The 16,614-nt window shown below is 53.7% G+C and carries 14 protein-coding genes; 9 read left to right on the plus strand and 5 right to left on the minus strand.

The window, feature by feature from the left end; genetic code table 11:
• The first annotated feature begins 9 nt into the window (after nt 1-9).
• The 3 genes from efeB (at nt 10) to phoH (ending at nt 5,123) form a co-directional block, all read left to right on the plus strand.
• Entirely contained in the window at nt 10-1,308 is a 1,299-nt protein-coding gene (gene efeB / locus ACMGG1_RS09100; RefSeq protein WP_048760241.1) for an iron uptake transporter deferrochelatase/peroxidase subunit, read from the plus strand.
• A 201-nt stretch (nt 1,309-1,509) separates the two neighbouring features.
• On the plus strand, nt 1,510-3,654 hold the full coding sequence (pqqU, locus tag ACMGG1_RS09105; protein ID WP_020827478.1) for a TonB-dependent receptor PqqU: 2,145 nt from the start codon (nt 1,510-1,512) through the stop codon (nt 3,652-3,654).
• Between the two features lie 683 nt (nt 3,655-4,337).
• Nucleotides 4,338-5,123, plus strand: a complete 786-nt coding sequence (phoH, locus tag ACMGG1_RS09110; protein WP_020827477.1) for a phosphate starvation-inducible protein PhoH — start codon at nt 4,338-4,340, stop codon at nt 5,121-5,123.
• A 217-nt stretch (nt 5,124-5,340) separates the two neighbouring features.
• On the opposite strand, the gene ACMGG1_RS09115 is transcribed toward phoH, so the two are convergent.
• From ACMGG1_RS09115 to ACMGG1_RS09125, 3 genes are read right to left on the minus strand one after another with little or no spacing between them, the layout of a single operon-like run.
• Entirely contained in the window at nt 5,341-6,210 is an 870-nt protein-coding gene (locus tag ACMGG1_RS09115; protein ID WP_142815050.1) for a dimethyl sulfoxide reductase anchor subunit family protein, read from the minus strand.
• Between the two features lie 3 nt (nt 6,211-6,213).
• Nucleotides 6,214-6,768 carry a 4Fe-4S dicluster domain-containing protein gene (locus ACMGG1_RS09120; protein WP_185959390.1) on the minus strand — a complete coding sequence of 185 codons (555 nt, stop codon included), beginning with the start codon at nt 6,766-6,768 and terminating at the stop codon, nt 6,214-6,216.
• Nucleotides 6,769-6,770: 2 nt separating this feature from the next.
• Nucleotides 6,771-9,104: a molybdopterin-containing oxidoreductase family protein gene (locus ACMGG1_RS09125; RefSeq protein ID WP_414161311.1), complete on the minus strand. Its 2,334-nt coding sequence runs from the start codon at nt 9,102-9,104 to the stop codon at nt 6,771-6,773.
• A 464-nt stretch (nt 9,105-9,568) separates the two neighbouring features.
• Here ACMGG1_RS09125 and lpxO point away from each other — a divergent pair, with 464 nt between their 5' ends.
• Entirely contained in the window at nt 9,569-10,471 is a 903-nt protein-coding gene (gene lpxO / locus ACMGG1_RS09130) for a lipid A hydroxylase LpxO (protein WP_020827473.1), read from the plus strand.
• A gap of 34 nt (nt 10,472-10,505) precedes the next feature.
• Here the strand turns inward: lpxO and chaA are convergent, their stop codons facing one another.
• Complete coding sequence (chaA, locus tag ACMGG1_RS09135; RefSeq protein ID WP_020827472.1) at nt 10,506-11,606, minus strand: sodium-potassium/proton antiporter ChaA; 1,101 nt, start codon at nt 11,604-11,606, stop codon at nt 10,506-10,508.
• Nucleotides 11,607-11,920: 314 nt separating this feature from the next.
• Nucleotides 11,921-12,739, minus strand: a complete 819-nt coding sequence (locus tag ACMGG1_RS09140) for a siderophore-interacting protein (protein WP_414161312.1) — start codon at nt 12,737-12,739, stop codon at nt 11,921-11,923.
• Nucleotides 12,740-12,868: 129 nt separating this feature from the next.
• Here ACMGG1_RS09140 and chaB point away from each other — a divergent pair, with 129 nt between their 5' ends.
• The 5 genes from chaB (at nt 12,869) to ACMGG1_RS09165 (ending at nt 16,588) form a co-directional block, all read left to right on the plus strand.
• Nucleotides 12,869-13,096 carry a putative cation transport regulator ChaB gene (gene chaB, locus ACMGG1_RS09145; protein ID WP_046373274.1) on the plus strand — a complete coding sequence of 76 codons (228 nt, stop codon included), beginning with the start codon at nt 12,869-12,871 and terminating at the stop codon, nt 13,094-13,096.
• A gap of 256 nt (nt 13,097-13,352) precedes the next feature.
• Nucleotides 13,353-14,048: a gamma-glutamylcyclotransferase gene (locus ACMGG1_RS09150; RefSeq protein WP_128864758.1), complete on the plus strand. Its 696-nt coding sequence runs from the start codon at nt 13,353-13,355 to the stop codon at nt 14,046-14,048.
• Nucleotides 14,049-14,347: 299 nt separating this feature from the next.
• Nucleotides 14,348-15,301, plus strand: coding sequence for an HTH-type transcriptional regulator Cbl (gene cbl, locus ACMGG1_RS09155; RefSeq protein WP_020827468.1), 954 nt, complete (start codon nt 14,348-14,350; stop codon nt 15,299-15,301).
• 107 nt (nt 15,302-15,408) lie between these two features.
• Nucleotides 15,409-15,555, plus strand: coding sequence for a hypothetical protein (locus tag ACMGG1_RS09160; RefSeq protein ID WP_414161313.1), 147 nt, complete (start codon nt 15,409-15,411; stop codon nt 15,553-15,555).
• Nucleotides 15,556-15,802: 247 nt separating this feature from the next.
• Nucleotides 15,803-16,588 carry an ATP-grasp domain-containing protein gene (locus ACMGG1_RS09165; RefSeq protein WP_130016321.1) on the plus strand — a complete coding sequence of 262 codons (786 nt, stop codon included), beginning with the start codon at nt 15,803-15,805 and terminating at the stop codon, nt 16,586-16,588.
• Nucleotides 16,589-16,614 lie beyond the last annotated feature (26 nt).

Genomic DNA, 16,614 nt, shown 5'->3' on the forward strand with positions numbered 1-16,614 from the left:
CAAAGCATCATGAGTAACAAGATCGGCCCGGAAAACGGGCCGCATCCACAAACGCAGGGTGCGGCGTCACCGTCGCGCCGTCGTTTATTGCAGGGATTGGGGCTGGGCGTACTGGCGCTGGGCGGCAGTCGTCTGACCCAGGCGGCAGATAAAACGGCGGAACCGCTGGCGGTCGCCAAGGATGAACGCTGGCAGAAGCAACCGTTCTACGGCGCGCACCAGGCCGGGATCCTCACGCCGCAGCAAGCGGCGATGATGCTGGTGGCCTTTGACGTGCTGGCCAGCAACAAGCAGGATTTGGAGCGGCTGTTTCGGCTGTTGACCAACCGCATTGCGTTTTTGACCACCGGCGGCAAAGCGCCGGAAGTGGATCCCAAGCTGCCACCGCTTGATTCGGGCATCATGGGGCCGGAGATCTATCCGGATAACCTGACCATCACCGTGTCGGTTGGAACCTCGCTGTTTGACGAGCGTTTCGGTCTGCAGGCCCAAAAGCCGCTGCGGCTGCAAAAAATGACGCGTTTTCCCAACGACTCGCTGGACGCCAGCCTGTGCCACGGTGATTTGGTGTTGCAGATTTGCGCCAATACCAATGAAACCGTGATCCACGCGCTGCGTGACATCATCAAGCATTCGCCGGATCTGCTCAGCGTGCGCTGGAAGCGAGAAGGGTTTATTTCCGCCCACGCCGCACGTAGCAAGGGCAAAGAAACGCCAATTAACCTGCTGGGCTTTAAAGACGGCACCGCCAACCCGAAAACCGACGATAAGCCGCTGATGGATCAGGTGGTGTGGGTGGCTGATAACGTCGGGGAACCGGCATGGGCGGTGGGCGGTAGCTATCAGGCCGCGCGTATTATCCGTTTCCACGTGGAGTTCTGGGATCGTACTCCGCTGCAGGAGCAGCAAACCATCTTCGGCCGCGAAAAGCACAGCGGTGCGCCGCTGGGCATGAAGCATGAACACGACGAGCCGGACTATGAGAAGGATCCCGAAGGGAAGATGATCCCGATGGATGCGCATATCCGCCTGGCAAACCCGCGCACCCCGCAAACTCAGAGTAATTTGTTGCTGCGCCGGGGTTATAGCTATTCGATCGGCGTGTCCAACTCCGGCCAGTTGGAAATGGGGCTGCTGTTCGTGTGCTACCAGGCCGATTTGGAGAAAGGCTTCCTGACGGTGCAAAAACGTCTGAACGGCGAGGCGCTGGAAGAGTACGTCAAACCTATCGGCGGCGGTTATTTCTTTGCGCTGCCAGGGGTCAAAGACAGCAACGACTATCTGGGCAGCGGCTTGCTGAAAGCCTGAGCCTCACTTCACCAGGCGGGGGTTCCCCGCCTTATTTTTTAATCAACAGCCGTTAATTAAAATCAACCCTGGGCTTGCGAAATCGAGAGCTCCGTCTTTAATTAGGCTAACTATTTTCATTTTTTGTTAAAAGCATTAACATATCGGCCATAACGTTCCAAATGGTTCATATTTTCCGATCCCTTTAACGGCATTCTCCTGATGAAAAGCACTCATAAAAACCGGTTGGCGGTTTCAGCTCTGGTTATCCCTGCCTTACTGCCTGTCTGCGCCCTGGCGCAGGACAAGGATAGCGAACAGACCATGGTGGTCACGGCCAAACGCAGCGGCCTATCCGAACTGTCCACCCCGGCTGCCGTCAGCGTGGTGAATGGCGATCAAATCCGTGAGGCCAGGCCGCAGATCAACCTGTCGGAAAGTCTGGGCAGCGTGCCCGGCCTGCAAATTCAGAACCGCCAGAACTACGCGCAGGATCTGCAGCTTTCGGTGCGGGGCTTTGGTGCACGTTCAATGTATGGCGTGCGCGGCGTACGTATTTATGTCGATGGTATTCCTGCCACCATGCCGGATGGTCAGGGCCAGACGTCGAACATTGACCTTAACTCGGTTGAAAAGGTGGAGGTGCTGCGCGGGCCGTTTTCCGCCCTCTACGGCAATGCCTCCGGCGGCATGGTGAATGTGGAAACCGAAACCGGCCAGCAACCTGCGCGCCTTGAAGCCAGTTCGTACTTTGGCAGTTACGGCACCTGGCGTTATGGCGTCAAGGCGACCGGGGCAACCGGCGACGGCACCCACGCCGGTGACGTTAACTACACTATTTCCGGTACCCGGTTCACGACGCAGGGCTTTCGCGATCACAGCGGCGCGCAGAAAAACCTCGGCAATGCCAAGCTGGGCGTACGCATCGACGATGTCAGCACCCTGACGCTGTTGTTCAACAGCGTCGATATTCACGCCAATGACCCAGGTGGCCTGACGAACGCAGAATGGCACGATAATCCGCGCCAGGCGCCGCGTGCCGACCAGTACAACACCCGAAAAAGCACTTCGCAGACCCAGGCCGGGTTGCACTATGAGCGCCAGATGGGGGCCGATGACGACCTGAGCATCATGATGTACGCCGGTGAGCGCGAAACCACCCAGTACCAGTCGATCCCGGTTGCGGTGCAGCAGCGTAGCGCCCAGCATCCTGGCGGAGTGATTGACCTGACGCGCCACTATCAGGGGATTGATACCCGCTGGACGCACCGCGGTGAGCTGGGCGTACCCTATACCCTGACCGGCGGGTTGGACTATGAAACCATGACCGAGCAGCGTAAAGGCTATGAAAACTTTACCCAGGTTAACGGCGTAACCGAGTTGGGCACCCAGGGGGCGCTGCGCCGCAATGAGCGCAACCTGATGTGGAACCTGGATCCCTATCTGCAAAGTTCGTGGCAGTTGACGCAAAAACTGACGCTGGATGCCGGCATGCGTTACAGCACGGTCAATTTCGACTCCAACGACCACTACGTGACCAGCAGCAACGGTGATGACAGCGGTAACGCCAGCTACCATAAATGGTTGCCGGCAGGCTCGCTGAACTATGCGGTGATGAGTGGCTGGAACCTGTATCTGTCCGCCGGTCGCGGGTTTGAAACCCCGACCATTAACGAACTGTCGTACCGTTCCGGCGATCAGGCTGGGCTTAACTTCGGTTTACAGCCTTCGACCAGTGACACTGTTGAGTTGGGCAGTAAAACCCGCATTGGCAACGGCCTGCTGACCGCCGCAGTATTCCAGACCGACACGCGTAACGAAATTGTGGTGGATGAAAGCAGCAACGGCCGCACCAGCTACAAAAACGCCGGGCAGACCCGCCGACGCGGGCTGGAATTGGCGCTGGATCAGCAATTCGCCTACGATTGGCGAGTGCAGTTGGCCTGGACACTGTTAGACGCGCGTTACCGCGATGATGTGTGCGGCGACAGCCAGTGTTCAGAAGCCAATAAGGTGCCAAGCGGCAACCGTATGCCGGGTATTGCGCGCAATATGGGCTATGCCTCATTGGCCTGGTCCCCACCTGAAGGGTGGTATGCCGGTGCGGAGGTACGTTACATGAGCGATATCGAAGTTAATGATGCCAACACTGAACAGGCTCCGGCCTATACCACCGTGGGTTTAAATACAGGCTATCGTTATCCAATGGGGAACTGGATGCTGAATGTTTTCGGTCGGGTGGATAACCTGTTTGACCGCCAATACGTGGGGTCGGTGATCGTCAATGAAGGCAATGGTCGTTACTACGAACCGGCTCCGGGAAGAAACTGGGGCGGCGGGGTAAGCGTTTCTTATACCTTCGAATAACGCTAAACAGCGTTACCGACGCAATCAAAGAACGGCAGGGCGGGAGCTTTCCCGCCTTTTTTATTTATAAATTTGGGGCGATGTGCAGGTTTTTGTTTGTGCAAAATTTAATCAGGAAACCGAAATGTCATCCGCGTATTTTAATCATAACAGCATGATATCTAACGTGATAAAAATTTTATTGAATGACGTAATCGGCGTGATATAGTGTTCTTGCGGCGCCTAAAAACAAAAAAGATTAAATTTTTTTACATTTTAGCAACGTGCGCGGTTTGAATGTCATTATACTGTAATCATCTGGCGGTAGTTTTCACAAGGTGCACAGCTCGAAGCTGTAAATAACACTGCGGGGATCGCTAATGGTAAAGTCCTTGGTTGGGCTAGAAAGAAAAAATAACAGTTCTTCCCTGATGACTCGTTGTAACGAGGGCACTCTCTCCGACTCTCTTTTTCTGACCAGACCGCACTCCCGTTATCACAAATTCCTGTCACTTTTCTCTCTCGTTTTAATTATGCAATCGCGTTGTCCCGTGAAAAATCGGCGTGCCGAAATGCCCGTCGGATATTCACTTTTTCTATTGGCTATCGTCGGCTCAAAAGGGAGCCAAACCCGCATCTGTATGTGAAACATAATCGCACGGCCAGGCCGTTGCGGTAGGTGAAACAAACTGTAAGGTGCCACTATGAGACAAAAAGCAGTGATCAAAGCACGTCGTGAAGCGAAACGCGTTATTCGCCGTGACGCTCGTAGTCATCGCCAGCTGGAAGAAGAGTCCGTAACCTCGCTGGTACAAATGGGTGGTGTTGAGTCTATCGGCATGGCACGTGACAAGCGCGATAGCTCCCCCATTCTGGCTCGAACCGAAGCTCAGGGTCATTACTTAATAGCCATAGACAAGAAGCAGTTGATATTTGCCACCGGTGAAGCCGGCTGCGGCAAAACATTTATCAGCGCTGCGAAAGCGGCCGAAGCCCTTATACATAAAGAAGTGGATCGGATTATCGTTACTCGTCCGGTTCTGCAGGCGGATGAAGACCTCGGTTTCTTGCCGGGGGATATCTCTGAGAAATTCGCCCCTTATTTCCGACCGGTGTATGACATTCTGGTGCGCCGTTTAGGATCGTCCTTTATGCAATACTGCCTGCGTCCGGAAATCGGCAAGGTGGAGATCGCGCCTTTCGCTTATATGCGCGGGCGTACTTTCGAAAATGCGGTGGTTATTCTGGATGAAGCCCAGAACGTTACCGCCAGCCAAATGAAGATGTTCCTGACCCGTCTGGGTGAGAACGTCACGGTCATCGTCAATGGTGACATCACCCAGTGCGACTTGCCGCGCGGCGTGAAGTCCGGCCTCAGCGATGCGATGGAGCGCTTCGAAGAGGATGAAATGATCGGCATCATCCGCTTTGATAAACAAGACTGCGTCCGCTCCGCCTTGTGCCAGCGTACGCTCAACGCCTACAGTTAACACCTGCCCGTTCACAAAAGGCCGCCTCGGCGGCCTTAGTCTGATGACAAACACCCGAAAAGCGTGGTTTTCGGGTGTTTGGGGTAAATCAGAAGAGATAATCCTTTGTTTTTATTAGTCCCCAGATCGGGACTTTTAACTGCAAAGGACTTTGTCAGCAACCTGAGGCCGCCTCGGCGGCCTTTTTCTTGCCTTGAATATCAGCGCAGCCGCAACATTAAAACCAAGGGTATTGGCTCATGACGCCGGCGTAAAACAGCATTCGGCCACCAATACAGGCTGAGAGCAGCGTCAGCATCAGTGCGCCCGCCACGCCAACGTTCAGAACCGGCCGTTGGTACAGATAGGCCGCCAATCCGCTGCCGGTAATCAGCGCGCCAAAAATAAGCCACCCCATCAGACCCGAGCCAAAAACGGTGACGGCGCTGGCGAGCATTTTCCCTTGCTGGTTGAACCCGGCGCTGTAGCCCAGGATCACGACTAACAGCAATACCACGCCGCATAAAATGCCTGTCGGCAACGCGACGGGGAGCCACCTTTCGCGATCATTTTGAGCCGCATTGAACACGCTGAGCCGCAGCCCAAGGGTGGTAAACCCCAGCAGCAGGGCCGTGGCGATAAAACCGAGGTGGGTGAGCGGCGAATGCCACAGAGGGTGACTCGCCATCTGGTAATAAACCTGTGCGGAAACCAGGATAGCAGCCACACCCGCGCCCGATGCCAGCAGGCTAACCTGGCGAATCAGCCTGGGGTTTGAGTTAAAGCGAAACATCATGGCGGCCCAGATGACGACCACCGCGTTCAGCAAGGCGAAAGCGATGACTTCCCGGCTGAGCCAGGAATGGCCGATCCCCAGAATCGCTCGATAGGCGCCGGTGGGTGAACCCAGATGCAACAGCGACAGCACGGAGCCGAGGATATTGATCGCCACAATCCCTAACGCCAGCTGTCGCAGGACATTTAAGCGCTTTTCGTCGCTTAGCCAGCTCGGCTGCGCCAGAATCAATACCGTGATGGCTACGATAGTGCCGACCGCCCACTGACAAAACACGGTAAAAAAGACCAAGGGAAGTTCATATTCAGACATGGGCTATTCCTTATCACCGGCGGGAATAATGACGATATTGGGCTGACTGATTCGATGATCCGGCAGTGAGTAGCGGGTCTCGATACGCGTCAGGTCAGCGGAATGGCGAGCGCGCAGTTCGTCAATATCGCCAAACTGCAGCACACCGGCCGGGCAGGACGCGACGCAGCGGGGCAGCAGCCCTTCATCCAGGCGTTCAGCACACAGATTGCACTTACTGGTTTTTCCTTCGACGGGATCAAATACCGGCGCATTATAAGGGCAAGCCATAATGCACATCCGGCAACCAATACATTTGTCATGATCCTGCACGACAATGCCGTCAGGTCGCTTGCTGTAGGTATCCGCCGGGCAGACTTTCATGCACTGCGGATCGTCGCAGTGGTTGCATGACATCGAGATAAACGCCATCGCGTTCGGGGCGTCAAAGTGAAATTCTCTGACCCGCCGCCACAGCACGCCAGCCGGGGTGGCATTTTCAGATTTGCAGGCCATCGAGCAGGTTTTGCAGCCATAACAGCCGCGCATATCGACTAAAAATCCATATTGTCTGACCATGGTTATGCCTCCGCCCGGACGTCGACCAGGGTACTGTTACAGCAATGACCGTTGCCCAGCACTTCCGCATGGTCGTTGGTGACGTGGCTGCTGCTGCCGCCTTGCTGTTCCCACCAGCCGTTATCCAGGCATACCACGCCGCGTTTGATTTGACGCGTTACCACCGCCAATGCCCGGTGTTCTCCACGGTGATTAAAAGCAATCGCCCATTCACCGTTCCTGATATGGCGGCTGGCGGCATCATCCGGATGGATCATGATATTGGGCTGATTGCGCTGCACCTCGAGGATCCATTCATTCATGCCGTGGCTGGAGTGGATGCTGCGCGCCAGCTTGCGCTGAACGGCCATTAATGGATATGTTTTCGCCAACTCCGGCGAACCTTTCGGCGACTCTTTCACCTGCATATAGGTCACAATCGGCGGGAAATCCTTCTTCTGCCACTCTTCGATAAAGAAGTGGGCCTTTTTGGTCGGAGTGCGAAAAATACCGTCTTTGAACGGGATCCACGGCGTGGGGGCTGGTTTAATCGGTCCTTTACGTAGCTGTTCGATAGTGAGGCCGGTTCCGGCCAAACAGTTTTCTATATAGTGTTCGATCGGCTGGTTAAACACCTCGCCGAAGCCGAAGCGTTCCGCCAACCGGGCAAAAATCCAGTAATCCGGTTTGGCCTCCGCCACCGGTTCTACCGCCTTTTCCATCAGTTGGACATAGTGGCTGCGAACGCCGGCCATCAGGCTGAGATCTTCAAAGATGGTGGTGACCGGCAACACCAGATCGGCATACAGCGTGGTGGAACTCATCAGGTTATCGGCCACGACGACAAACGGCACCTTCTTCAGGGCTTTCTTCACCATATTGGTGTTGGGTAACTGGGTCAGCGCGCCCATGGTCATGATCCACCAAAAGTTAATCGGGTGAGGGCGATCGTTGACAATCCACTCGCCGGTTTTGGCGACCGGTATCGGCGGAATTTTTTGTACGTTGGGTGCCGGAGGCAGCGGCGGACTGAACTTCATCATTTGTTTGGCGCCGCCCGCGTCGCAGACTCCGCCACCGGCTTTGCCCATATTGCCGGTCAGCAGCGACAGATAAAACTGGCTGGCCGCCACGTAGGTGCCGAATTCGGTGCGCTGAGCGCCGGACATGTTCTGTACGATCATCGAAGGTGTATTGCTGGCATATTCACGCGCCAAACGGAGCAGGGTGGCCGCCGGGATGTCGGTTTCCGCCGCCACTTTCTCGACGGTCCAGGGAGCCGACTCCTGACGGATCAGTTCAAATACCGTGGTATAAGCCGCATCGGCAGGCAATTCGGCCTGGGTGAGCGCCGGGACGATGGTGGGTGTGTCATGGCGCACCAGACGGCGGCTCAGGGTGTCGTACACCAGATAGCTTTCTTTGTCCTGCGGATCTTCTCTGAGCTGTTTTTGCTGGGGGTTCACCAGATAAACGGCCCCGGTGTGTCGTCGCAGGAAGTCAGCGTCGTAGCGCTGTTCATCGATGATGATTTTGATCATTCCCAATGCCAACGCGGTGTCGGTGCCGGGAACGATAGGGATCCACTCATCGGCCTTGGCGGCGGTTTCGTTAAAGCGGGGATCGATCACCACCAGCCGCGCGCCTCTTTCCTGCGCCTTAATATATTCTTTGAAATAGGCCTGCATGGTCACGGCCGGATTATTGCCCCAGCACAGAATGTAGCGGCTGTCGGCAATGGTGTCGCGCATATCTGCGTAGCGCAGGCCAAGCATCGGGATCATGGCGGCGGTCACCGCAGAGCAGCATAAGGAACCGGAGCGTTTTGTCGCCCCGCCGAGGTAATCAAAGAAGGCTTTCCCCATGTCGTTTTTAATGGAATCCATATTTCCGGCATGGCTTGAAATTAACAGGCCTTTATTACCGTGACTGGCAAGAGTATTACGGATATTAAGTTCAACCAGATCGAGCGCCTCATCCCAGGATATGGGTTTGAATTTCCCTTCACCTTTTTCGCCCACCCGAAGCAAAGGCGTTTTAACCCGCTGTTGGTGATAGACCCATTTGGTCCGGCTGATGCCGCGCAGGCAGCATTTGACGTTAAAATCTTTGCTGGCTTCTATTTTTTTGAGCTCCCCCTGATAGACATAAGCCGTTAAATTACAATGTAAACACTCCATCGCGCAGGTTGAACGAAACGTCTGGTAGTCACTGAGTTTGAGACGCACCCGGGGCAGGGGTTTGCCCTTGTCCATTGCCATGGAAAATACGCAGGGCGATATGCTGGCCAGCCCAATCACGCCAAGCCCTTTTAACAAGGTTCGGCGATTCATTCTGATGTCAGATATATTTTTCATGATGTATTCCGTACGTATTATTTGTTTTTATTATTGTTTAATGGCTTGCCTTGGGATTAATCAGGCCCCCTGAGTTAATCATGGTTGAATTGCTGCACACTGATCAAAATCAAATTAGTCATTTATTATTCTGGAGTGAATAACGGATATCGTTAATAACCCAAGCCTGAAATACCCGCTTATTTTTATATCAAAGGCTATTTTATCTAACCCGGAGGGCGGGCAGTCATCGGTTTGGGCGCCAACCAGCAAATCGACAGAGGGCAAGCGGTTCCCGCCCATAACGCCGGCTCGTTTAGCCTTTGTGTAAACTATTGTGGTTTTTTGTATAGATTTTTGTTGGTTTAGCGTTAATGCTTAGGGGTGTTCCAGACGGGCGCAACAACTTATTGGCCTAAAGGAAATATCTGGGGTGCACGCCGGATGGGCGTGCAAGGTATTGGGATCTTCAATGCGGTTCAATCATGAAATATATTATTTTACTTCTATTTATTTTATGCGTTGTGTATGTCCATTACCGTGGGCGGGTGCGTTACACCTTCTGGCGGCAGCTCTCCGATCATTCCACATTTACTGCTCCGCTGAACGTTTTCATGTACCTGTTTTCACGCGTACCGACCACGCCCTATCTGCAGCCGGAGCAATTCCCGGAATTGCAGGCGCTGCGGGATAACTGGCAAAGCATCCGCGATGAAGGTCGGCAGCTGATGGCTATCCAGCAGATTAAAGCCTCGGACCAATATAATGATGCCGGTTTCAATTCGTTCTTCAAAACCGGCTGGAAGCGCTTCTATTTGAAGTGGTATGAAGACAACCACCCGTCGGCGATGAGCCTGTGCCCGCAGACTACCGCACTGTTGCGCAGCCTGCCTTCGGTCAAGGCTGCGATGTTTGCCGAACTGCCGGATGGCAGCCGCCTGCCACGCCACCGCGATCCCTACGCCGGTTCACTGCGTTACCATCTGGGGCTGATCACACCGAATGATGACCGTTGCTTTATCGAGGTGGATGGCGAACGCTACAGCTGGCGCGACGGGGAGGCGGTGATGTTCGACGAAACCTACCTGCATTACGCCGAAAATCAGAGTGGGCAGAACCGGTTGATTCTGTTTTGCGATATTGAGCGACCGATGCGTTTCCGCTGGGCACAGGGCATTAACCACTGGCTGGGGCGCAACCTGATGAGCGCGGCTACCGCACCCAATGAAGAGGGCGATCGTACCGGTGGCGTCAACAAGTTGTTCAAGTATATCTATGCGGTACGCAAGGTGGGGAAACGGCTGAAGGCGTGGAACCGAACCGGGTACTACATCATTAAATGGATTTTGTTTGGCGGTATCGCGGCGGGTATTTTTTTCGCGATTTAAAAAGGGAGGGCGCTACGAAAGCGCCCTCCGGCAATCAGGCAAAAATGGTCATCATATAGGCGGCAAACAGCGCCAGGTGCGCGGTGCCGTTCAGCACGTTGGTTCTGCCGGTCGAGAATGACAGCTGGCACAGCAGCAACACGGTCAGCATCACGACGATATGCGGCGTCTGCAGGCCGAAAATCAGCGTTTGACCAGTCAGGGTGGCGATGATGGTTACCGCCGGTACCGTCAGTGAAATGGTCGCCAGTACCGAGCCGAAGAACAGGTTCATCGCACGTTGAACCTGATTGTTCAACACCGCACGCAGTGCCCCCAGGCCTTCTGGCGACAGGATCAACAGCGCGACCAGGAAGCCGGTAAACTGCGCAGGAGCATTCACCTTGGTCAGCAAACCTTCCAACGGGTTGGCGTTGAACTTGGTCACGGCGATCACCGCAATCAAATGCACCACCAGCCAGCCGGCATGCCAGGCACTGCTGTGCGAAGAAGGTTTGCCGTGGTGCGGGTCACCGTCGTCATCTTCGTGCTCGTAGACAAACAGGCTCTGGTGGGTTTTGGTCTGGATCACCAGGAACACGCCGTACATGGCGGCGGAAATCACCGCGACCAGCAGCGCCTGCCCAGTGCTGAAGTTGCCGCCCGGCAGCGCACTGGGGAACACCAGTACGATCACCGCCAGCGGGAAAATCGCCATCAGATACTGTTTGATACCGCCCAGATTGACGTATTGGGTGGCGAATTTGCGACCGCCCAGCAATAAAGCGAAGCCCACCAGACCGGCGCTGACAATCATAATGATGGAGTAAAGCGTATCGCGCATCAGTGCCGGTGCGGCGTCGCCGGTGGCCATCAACGCAGAAATCAGGCTCACTTCCAGAATAACCACCGACAGGCTGAGGATCAGCGAGCCATAGGGTTCACCCAGACGGTGAGCCAGCACGTCGGCGTGGCGCACAACGCTGAACGCGCTGCTGAGAATACCGACCAGGGCAATGATGTTAATGCCGACGATCAGCGGGAAATTGCTGGTACTGCCCCACAGGTTCAACACCACCAAGGCGGCGATGGGGAAAAGCAGCGAGTACTCAGTGTGGCGGGATTTGGATCGGCCAGGATCGTTTTGCGACTTCATTTCGATGGTACTCCTTCTCAAACAGCGTGGTCCCGTCATCGCTGACTGCCGTTAAGGGCAATTATGCGCATCCAGAATGTATTTATATTTAATAATAATAGGATACACCCGCAGGCTTGTGCCGGGGAATGATGTGATGTTGTTTTACTTGTAAAAGCAAAAGCTTGCTTTCTGTGACTAGGTTAACAAAAAAACCGCATTGGATGCGGTTTTATTTACTTACTTTTACGTAGTGAGATGAGTTTTCTTCATTAACGGCACATAAATTGCAGTTTGTAGCTGCGCTGCTTGATTAATAAAGGGGAAAATCACAGTCAATCGTCAATATTGTCCATGATTTCATGCCGTTTATTATGATAACCCTCTTCGTTTAACCCCTCACGCCAGTAAGGTACGGCATAAAGCTGATTACGGTCACATTGGCGCTCGCGGCGCAGGTAACGGCGCAGATCTACCACCAAACGATCTTCCCCGGCCAGCCAATACTGGATTTTTGTCTCAGGTAGCGGCAATGAGCAAAATTGCGTCACCAACTCGGCGGTTTTTTCGGTGCCGCCGATAATCCAGCTCAGTTCAAAGCCTGCCGGTTTTTTCAGATCGATAACGTCAGCCGCAGTGTCGACGCGGATAAAGGCGTGGCCTTCGCTACGTGCCGGTAACCTTTCCAGCAAGGCCGCCAGCGCGGGCAAGGAGGAAGGATCGCCGGCCAGACAGTAGAAATCGGCCTCTGGCAGCATAGGTTTAGGACCGCCCGGGTTACTGATGCCGATTTTATCGCCTGCTCTGGCCGATCGCGCAAAGTTAACCGCCGGGCCGCTGTGATCGTGAATGGCGAATTCAATGTCGACTTCCGCCAGCTCCGGGCGTACTGCGCGAATCGAATAGGTGCGGACAATCGGACGAACCGCATCGGCCGCCCAGCGAGGGCCGTTTTCGGTCAGCGTCGGCAGGTCCGGCTGCGTCTGGCCTTCGAGCGGCAGGAAAACCTTGATGTGCGCGGCGGCGGCGTTTGCCGGGTAATAACGCAGGTCCGGGGCGGTGAAAGTGATGCGGCGCAGGTGCGGGGTAACATCGCGAATCGCGCTGACAGCAATCAGGTAGGGTGCGCGTGAGCGTGGGGCTTCGGTAGTCACGGGGTTCTCCTTATGTTCGTTTGGCGAGGAGTATAACATGCCATGTGATAATGAGAATTGTTTGCTAATTGAGGCGGGCGGAGGTGTCATCTAAGCTTAAGGTTCACTGAATATCTGCGGGAGGAAATGATGCCCTACAACAGCACAAATGCCTTGCCGGACAACGTCAAACACGTGTTGCCGGCCCATGCGCAAGAGATCTATAAGGAAGCTTTTAACAGCGCCTGGGATCAATATAGCGATCCGGATGACCGGCGCGGCGACGATAGCCGAGAGGAAACCGCCCACAAGGTAGCCTGGGCGGCGGTGAAGCAAAACTACCGCAAAGGTGATGACGACCGCTGGCACAAAAAGTAAGGCGCTCCCCGGCGCCTTTGTGCGCCGGTAAATCATGAAATCCGAACCTATTACGCGGGCAATTAATATTATTGCTGCTGAGTACAAATACTTTTTCACTTTAAAGCTCTTTTGAAACTTGATTGCTCACTGAGAAAAGAATAAGGTCATTATTATCGCGGGAAGATTATTGTATTAATATAATTCCGCACTTAATAAATAAGATTGAACAGTGGCGAGGGAGTATGGGCAATCCTATTCCCGGGAGGTTGTTAAGGTGTTAACGCGAGATTTTCTGCAAAATGCGGATTGCAAAACTGCATTCGGCACCATTGAGGAGTCGCTGTTACTGACATCAGAGCAGCGGGCGGCCTCGTTGGATTGTACTTTATCCCGTCGGCCGGATAACAGCCCGGTGTGGGTTTTCGGCTACGGTTCACTGATGTGGAACCCGGTGTTTGAATCCGAAGAGGTGCGGCCGGCCACGCTGCAAGGCTGGCACCGCGCCTTCTGTTTGCGGCTTACCGCCGGGCGCGGCACCCTGCACCAGCCGGGGCGGATGCTGGCGTTAAAAGAAGGCGGCCATACCACCGGTTTGGCGTTTCGCCTGCCGGAAGCCAAGCTGCGCGAAGAGCTGGAACTGCTGTGGAAACGCGAAATGGTCACCGGCTGTTATTTGCCGACCTGGTGCGATCTCACCTTGGCAGACGGCGAAGTGGTGACCGCGCTGGTGTTTGTCATGAACCCGCAGCACCCGCTGTTTGAAGAAGATACCAGCCATCAGGTGATAGCCCCCCTGATCGCCAGCGCCAGCGGGCCGCTGGGAACTAACGCCCAGTACCTGTTCTCGCTGGATAACGAGCTGAAAAACCACGGTATGCAGGATGACTGCATTGGCGATTTGGTCAGCTACGTGCAGCAATGGCTGCAGCAAAATACCTGCGGCCCTATCGGCGGAGAGGCAACTGCCTGATCCCGCTCATATGACGCTTTCGATAGGCTCAGCTTGCTGAGCCTTTTTTGTTTATATATCTAATGCCTATATTTAATAACTTTATTTTGCATAAGCATTTAATCCACATTTTCAAAGTGGATATCTATGTTATTAATTTTAAAGCCATTCGATAATTTAAGATTAAAAAACAGCTAATTTGCAATGGTGAAAAATTCACTTAGCATGAAAATGCATAACTAAAGGTTATTTCTTATTTGTCCCCTCCCGCCAGACTCCGTATCACTGGTGTTAACAATATTGCTCGTCAGGGGGAGTGGATGAACTTTCAACAATTAAAAATTATTCGGGAATCGGCGCGTTGCAACTACAACCTGACCGAGGTGGCCAATACTTTATTTACCTCGCAGTCTGGGGTCAGTCGTCATATTCGGGAACTGGAAGAAGAACTGGGCATTGAGATATTTATCCGCCGCGGCAAGCGTTTATTGGGCATGACCGAACCGGGTAAAGAGCTGCTGGTGGTGGCGGAACGCATCCTGAACGATGCCAATAATATCCGCCGACTGGCGGATGTGTTCAGCAGCAACGACACCGGCCAACTGCATATTGCGACCACCCATACGCAGGCGCGCTACAGCCTACCGGGTGTCATCAAGGAGTTTCGTGCGCTGTACCCGCGGGTAAGGGTGGTGCTGAACCAGGGCAGTCCGGAAGAAATCGTCGCGATGCTGGCCTCGGGCGAAGCCGATATCGGCATTGCCAGTGAACGGCTGATGAGCGATGAATCTCTTGCGGCGTTCCCTTACTACCGCTGGCATCACACCATCCTGGTACCGGAAGGGCACGAACTGACCCGGCAACCGCAGGTGACGCTGGAAATGCTCAGTACCTTACCGTTGATAACCTATCGCCAGGGCATTACCGGTCGCTCGCGGCTGGATAGCGCGTTCAAAGCCGCCGGGCTGACGCCGGACATTGCCTTAAGCGCTCAGGATTCCGACGTAATAAAAACCTATGTCGAGCTGGGGTTGGGGGTCGGCGTACTGGCGGACATGTCATATGAGAAAGAGCGCGATCATGGGCTGGTCAGCCTTAACGCCGAGCACCTGTTCGAGCCCAATACCGTGTGGTTAGGTTTGAAACGCAGTCAGTTACAACGTAACTATGCCTGGCAGTTTATCCAGCTGTGCAACCCGACGCTGTCACTGACGGAAATCAAAGACAAGGTGTTCTCTTCACAGCTGGAAACGGTGATCGATTATCAGATTTGAGCATTGCGGCTTTGAGCATTGCGGCGACGGAAACAGCAGCGCAGATAGCAGGCGGGATACACGTTACGTATTTGCGCTGACCTGTTCTACAGGGGCAGGAGTCTGGCGTGCAGAAGTCAATCGCTGATGGAGGTTCTGCTGTTGTACAGGCCTTTATTTTCGAGCCCTTTACTGACACTGCCAATCGCTACTTTCGTCTTTTCATTGATATCAACGCCAGGGATGGCTTGTCCTTTGGCCCTTTCTGGGCGTGAAAGATTATTTTGTTACCGGGAAAGTACCTACTCTGCATTTTGAGCCTTACAAGGTGAGGCTCTGACCCCAAACCAGGTGTCTGGATCGTAAAACACTCGGACTTTCACGCTTGATGTCACCGTATGAAAATTTGCTGGTGCCTTCGTCGAAAAATTTATGTTCTACTCATTGGCGTCACCACCATTTTATTCCATAAAATCAGCGTGATTCAGACTGACTGGATTTATTATTCCTATGGGGCCATACATGCAAATTATCTATCCTGATGATTATTCGAATTTGTGCAAACCGGATGAAACTTTTGAACTGGAGTATCTTTGTGCCCGGCAACGTGGGATACATTGCCTGTTACTTGCCTCAGAAGCGGCAGCGATGGGTAAATATCAGTTTTCGGCTCCCTTTGAGTCCGGTAGTCCCGTGGTCTGGCGAGGATGGATGCTGAACGCCGATGAATATCGTCAGTTGTACGGTGCTGTGGCCGCACGGGGAGGGAAGATGCTCGAGTCCCCTGAAGAATATATCAGTAATCACTATATAACGGGTTGGTATGACCGCTGTAAGGCCTATACACCGGAAACTATTATAACCACAGCTGATGCTGATTTTGGGCGTCTTGTCAGCCAGCTTCAATGGCCCGCTTATTTTGTTAAGGACTACGTGAAATCCTTGACGACGTCCCGGGGCTCTGTGGCTAAGGATGCTCAGGAAGTCGCAGAAATTCTCAGCCTTATTGCGCATTTTCGAGGGAGTGTAGAAGGTGGGGTTAGCCTGAGGCGCGTTGAGGAATTTGTTAATAACACTGAGCGTCGCTATTTTTCACTTAACGGGAGGGTGTTTTCATCCGACGATCAAATACCTGAATTTGTTTATGAGATTGCACGCTGCGTGGAGACTCCGTTTTATTCAATAGATATTGTAGAAAATACCCAGGGAGAATTGCGCCTGGTAGAGATTGGAGACGGGCAGGTATCAGATATTAAGGAGTGGGAAGCTGAAAAATTGATTGAGGCATTTTGCTTGTCAGGTATTTAATGTATTGAAATGTAATAATTATCTAC

Origin of the sequence: Serratia sp. BNK-12 (genome assembly GCF_047456085.1) — a bacterium.
In the GTDB taxonomy this organism is placed as follows: domain Bacteria; phylum Pseudomonadota; class Gammaproteobacteria; order Enterobacterales; family Enterobacteriaceae; genus Serratia; species Serratia liquefaciens.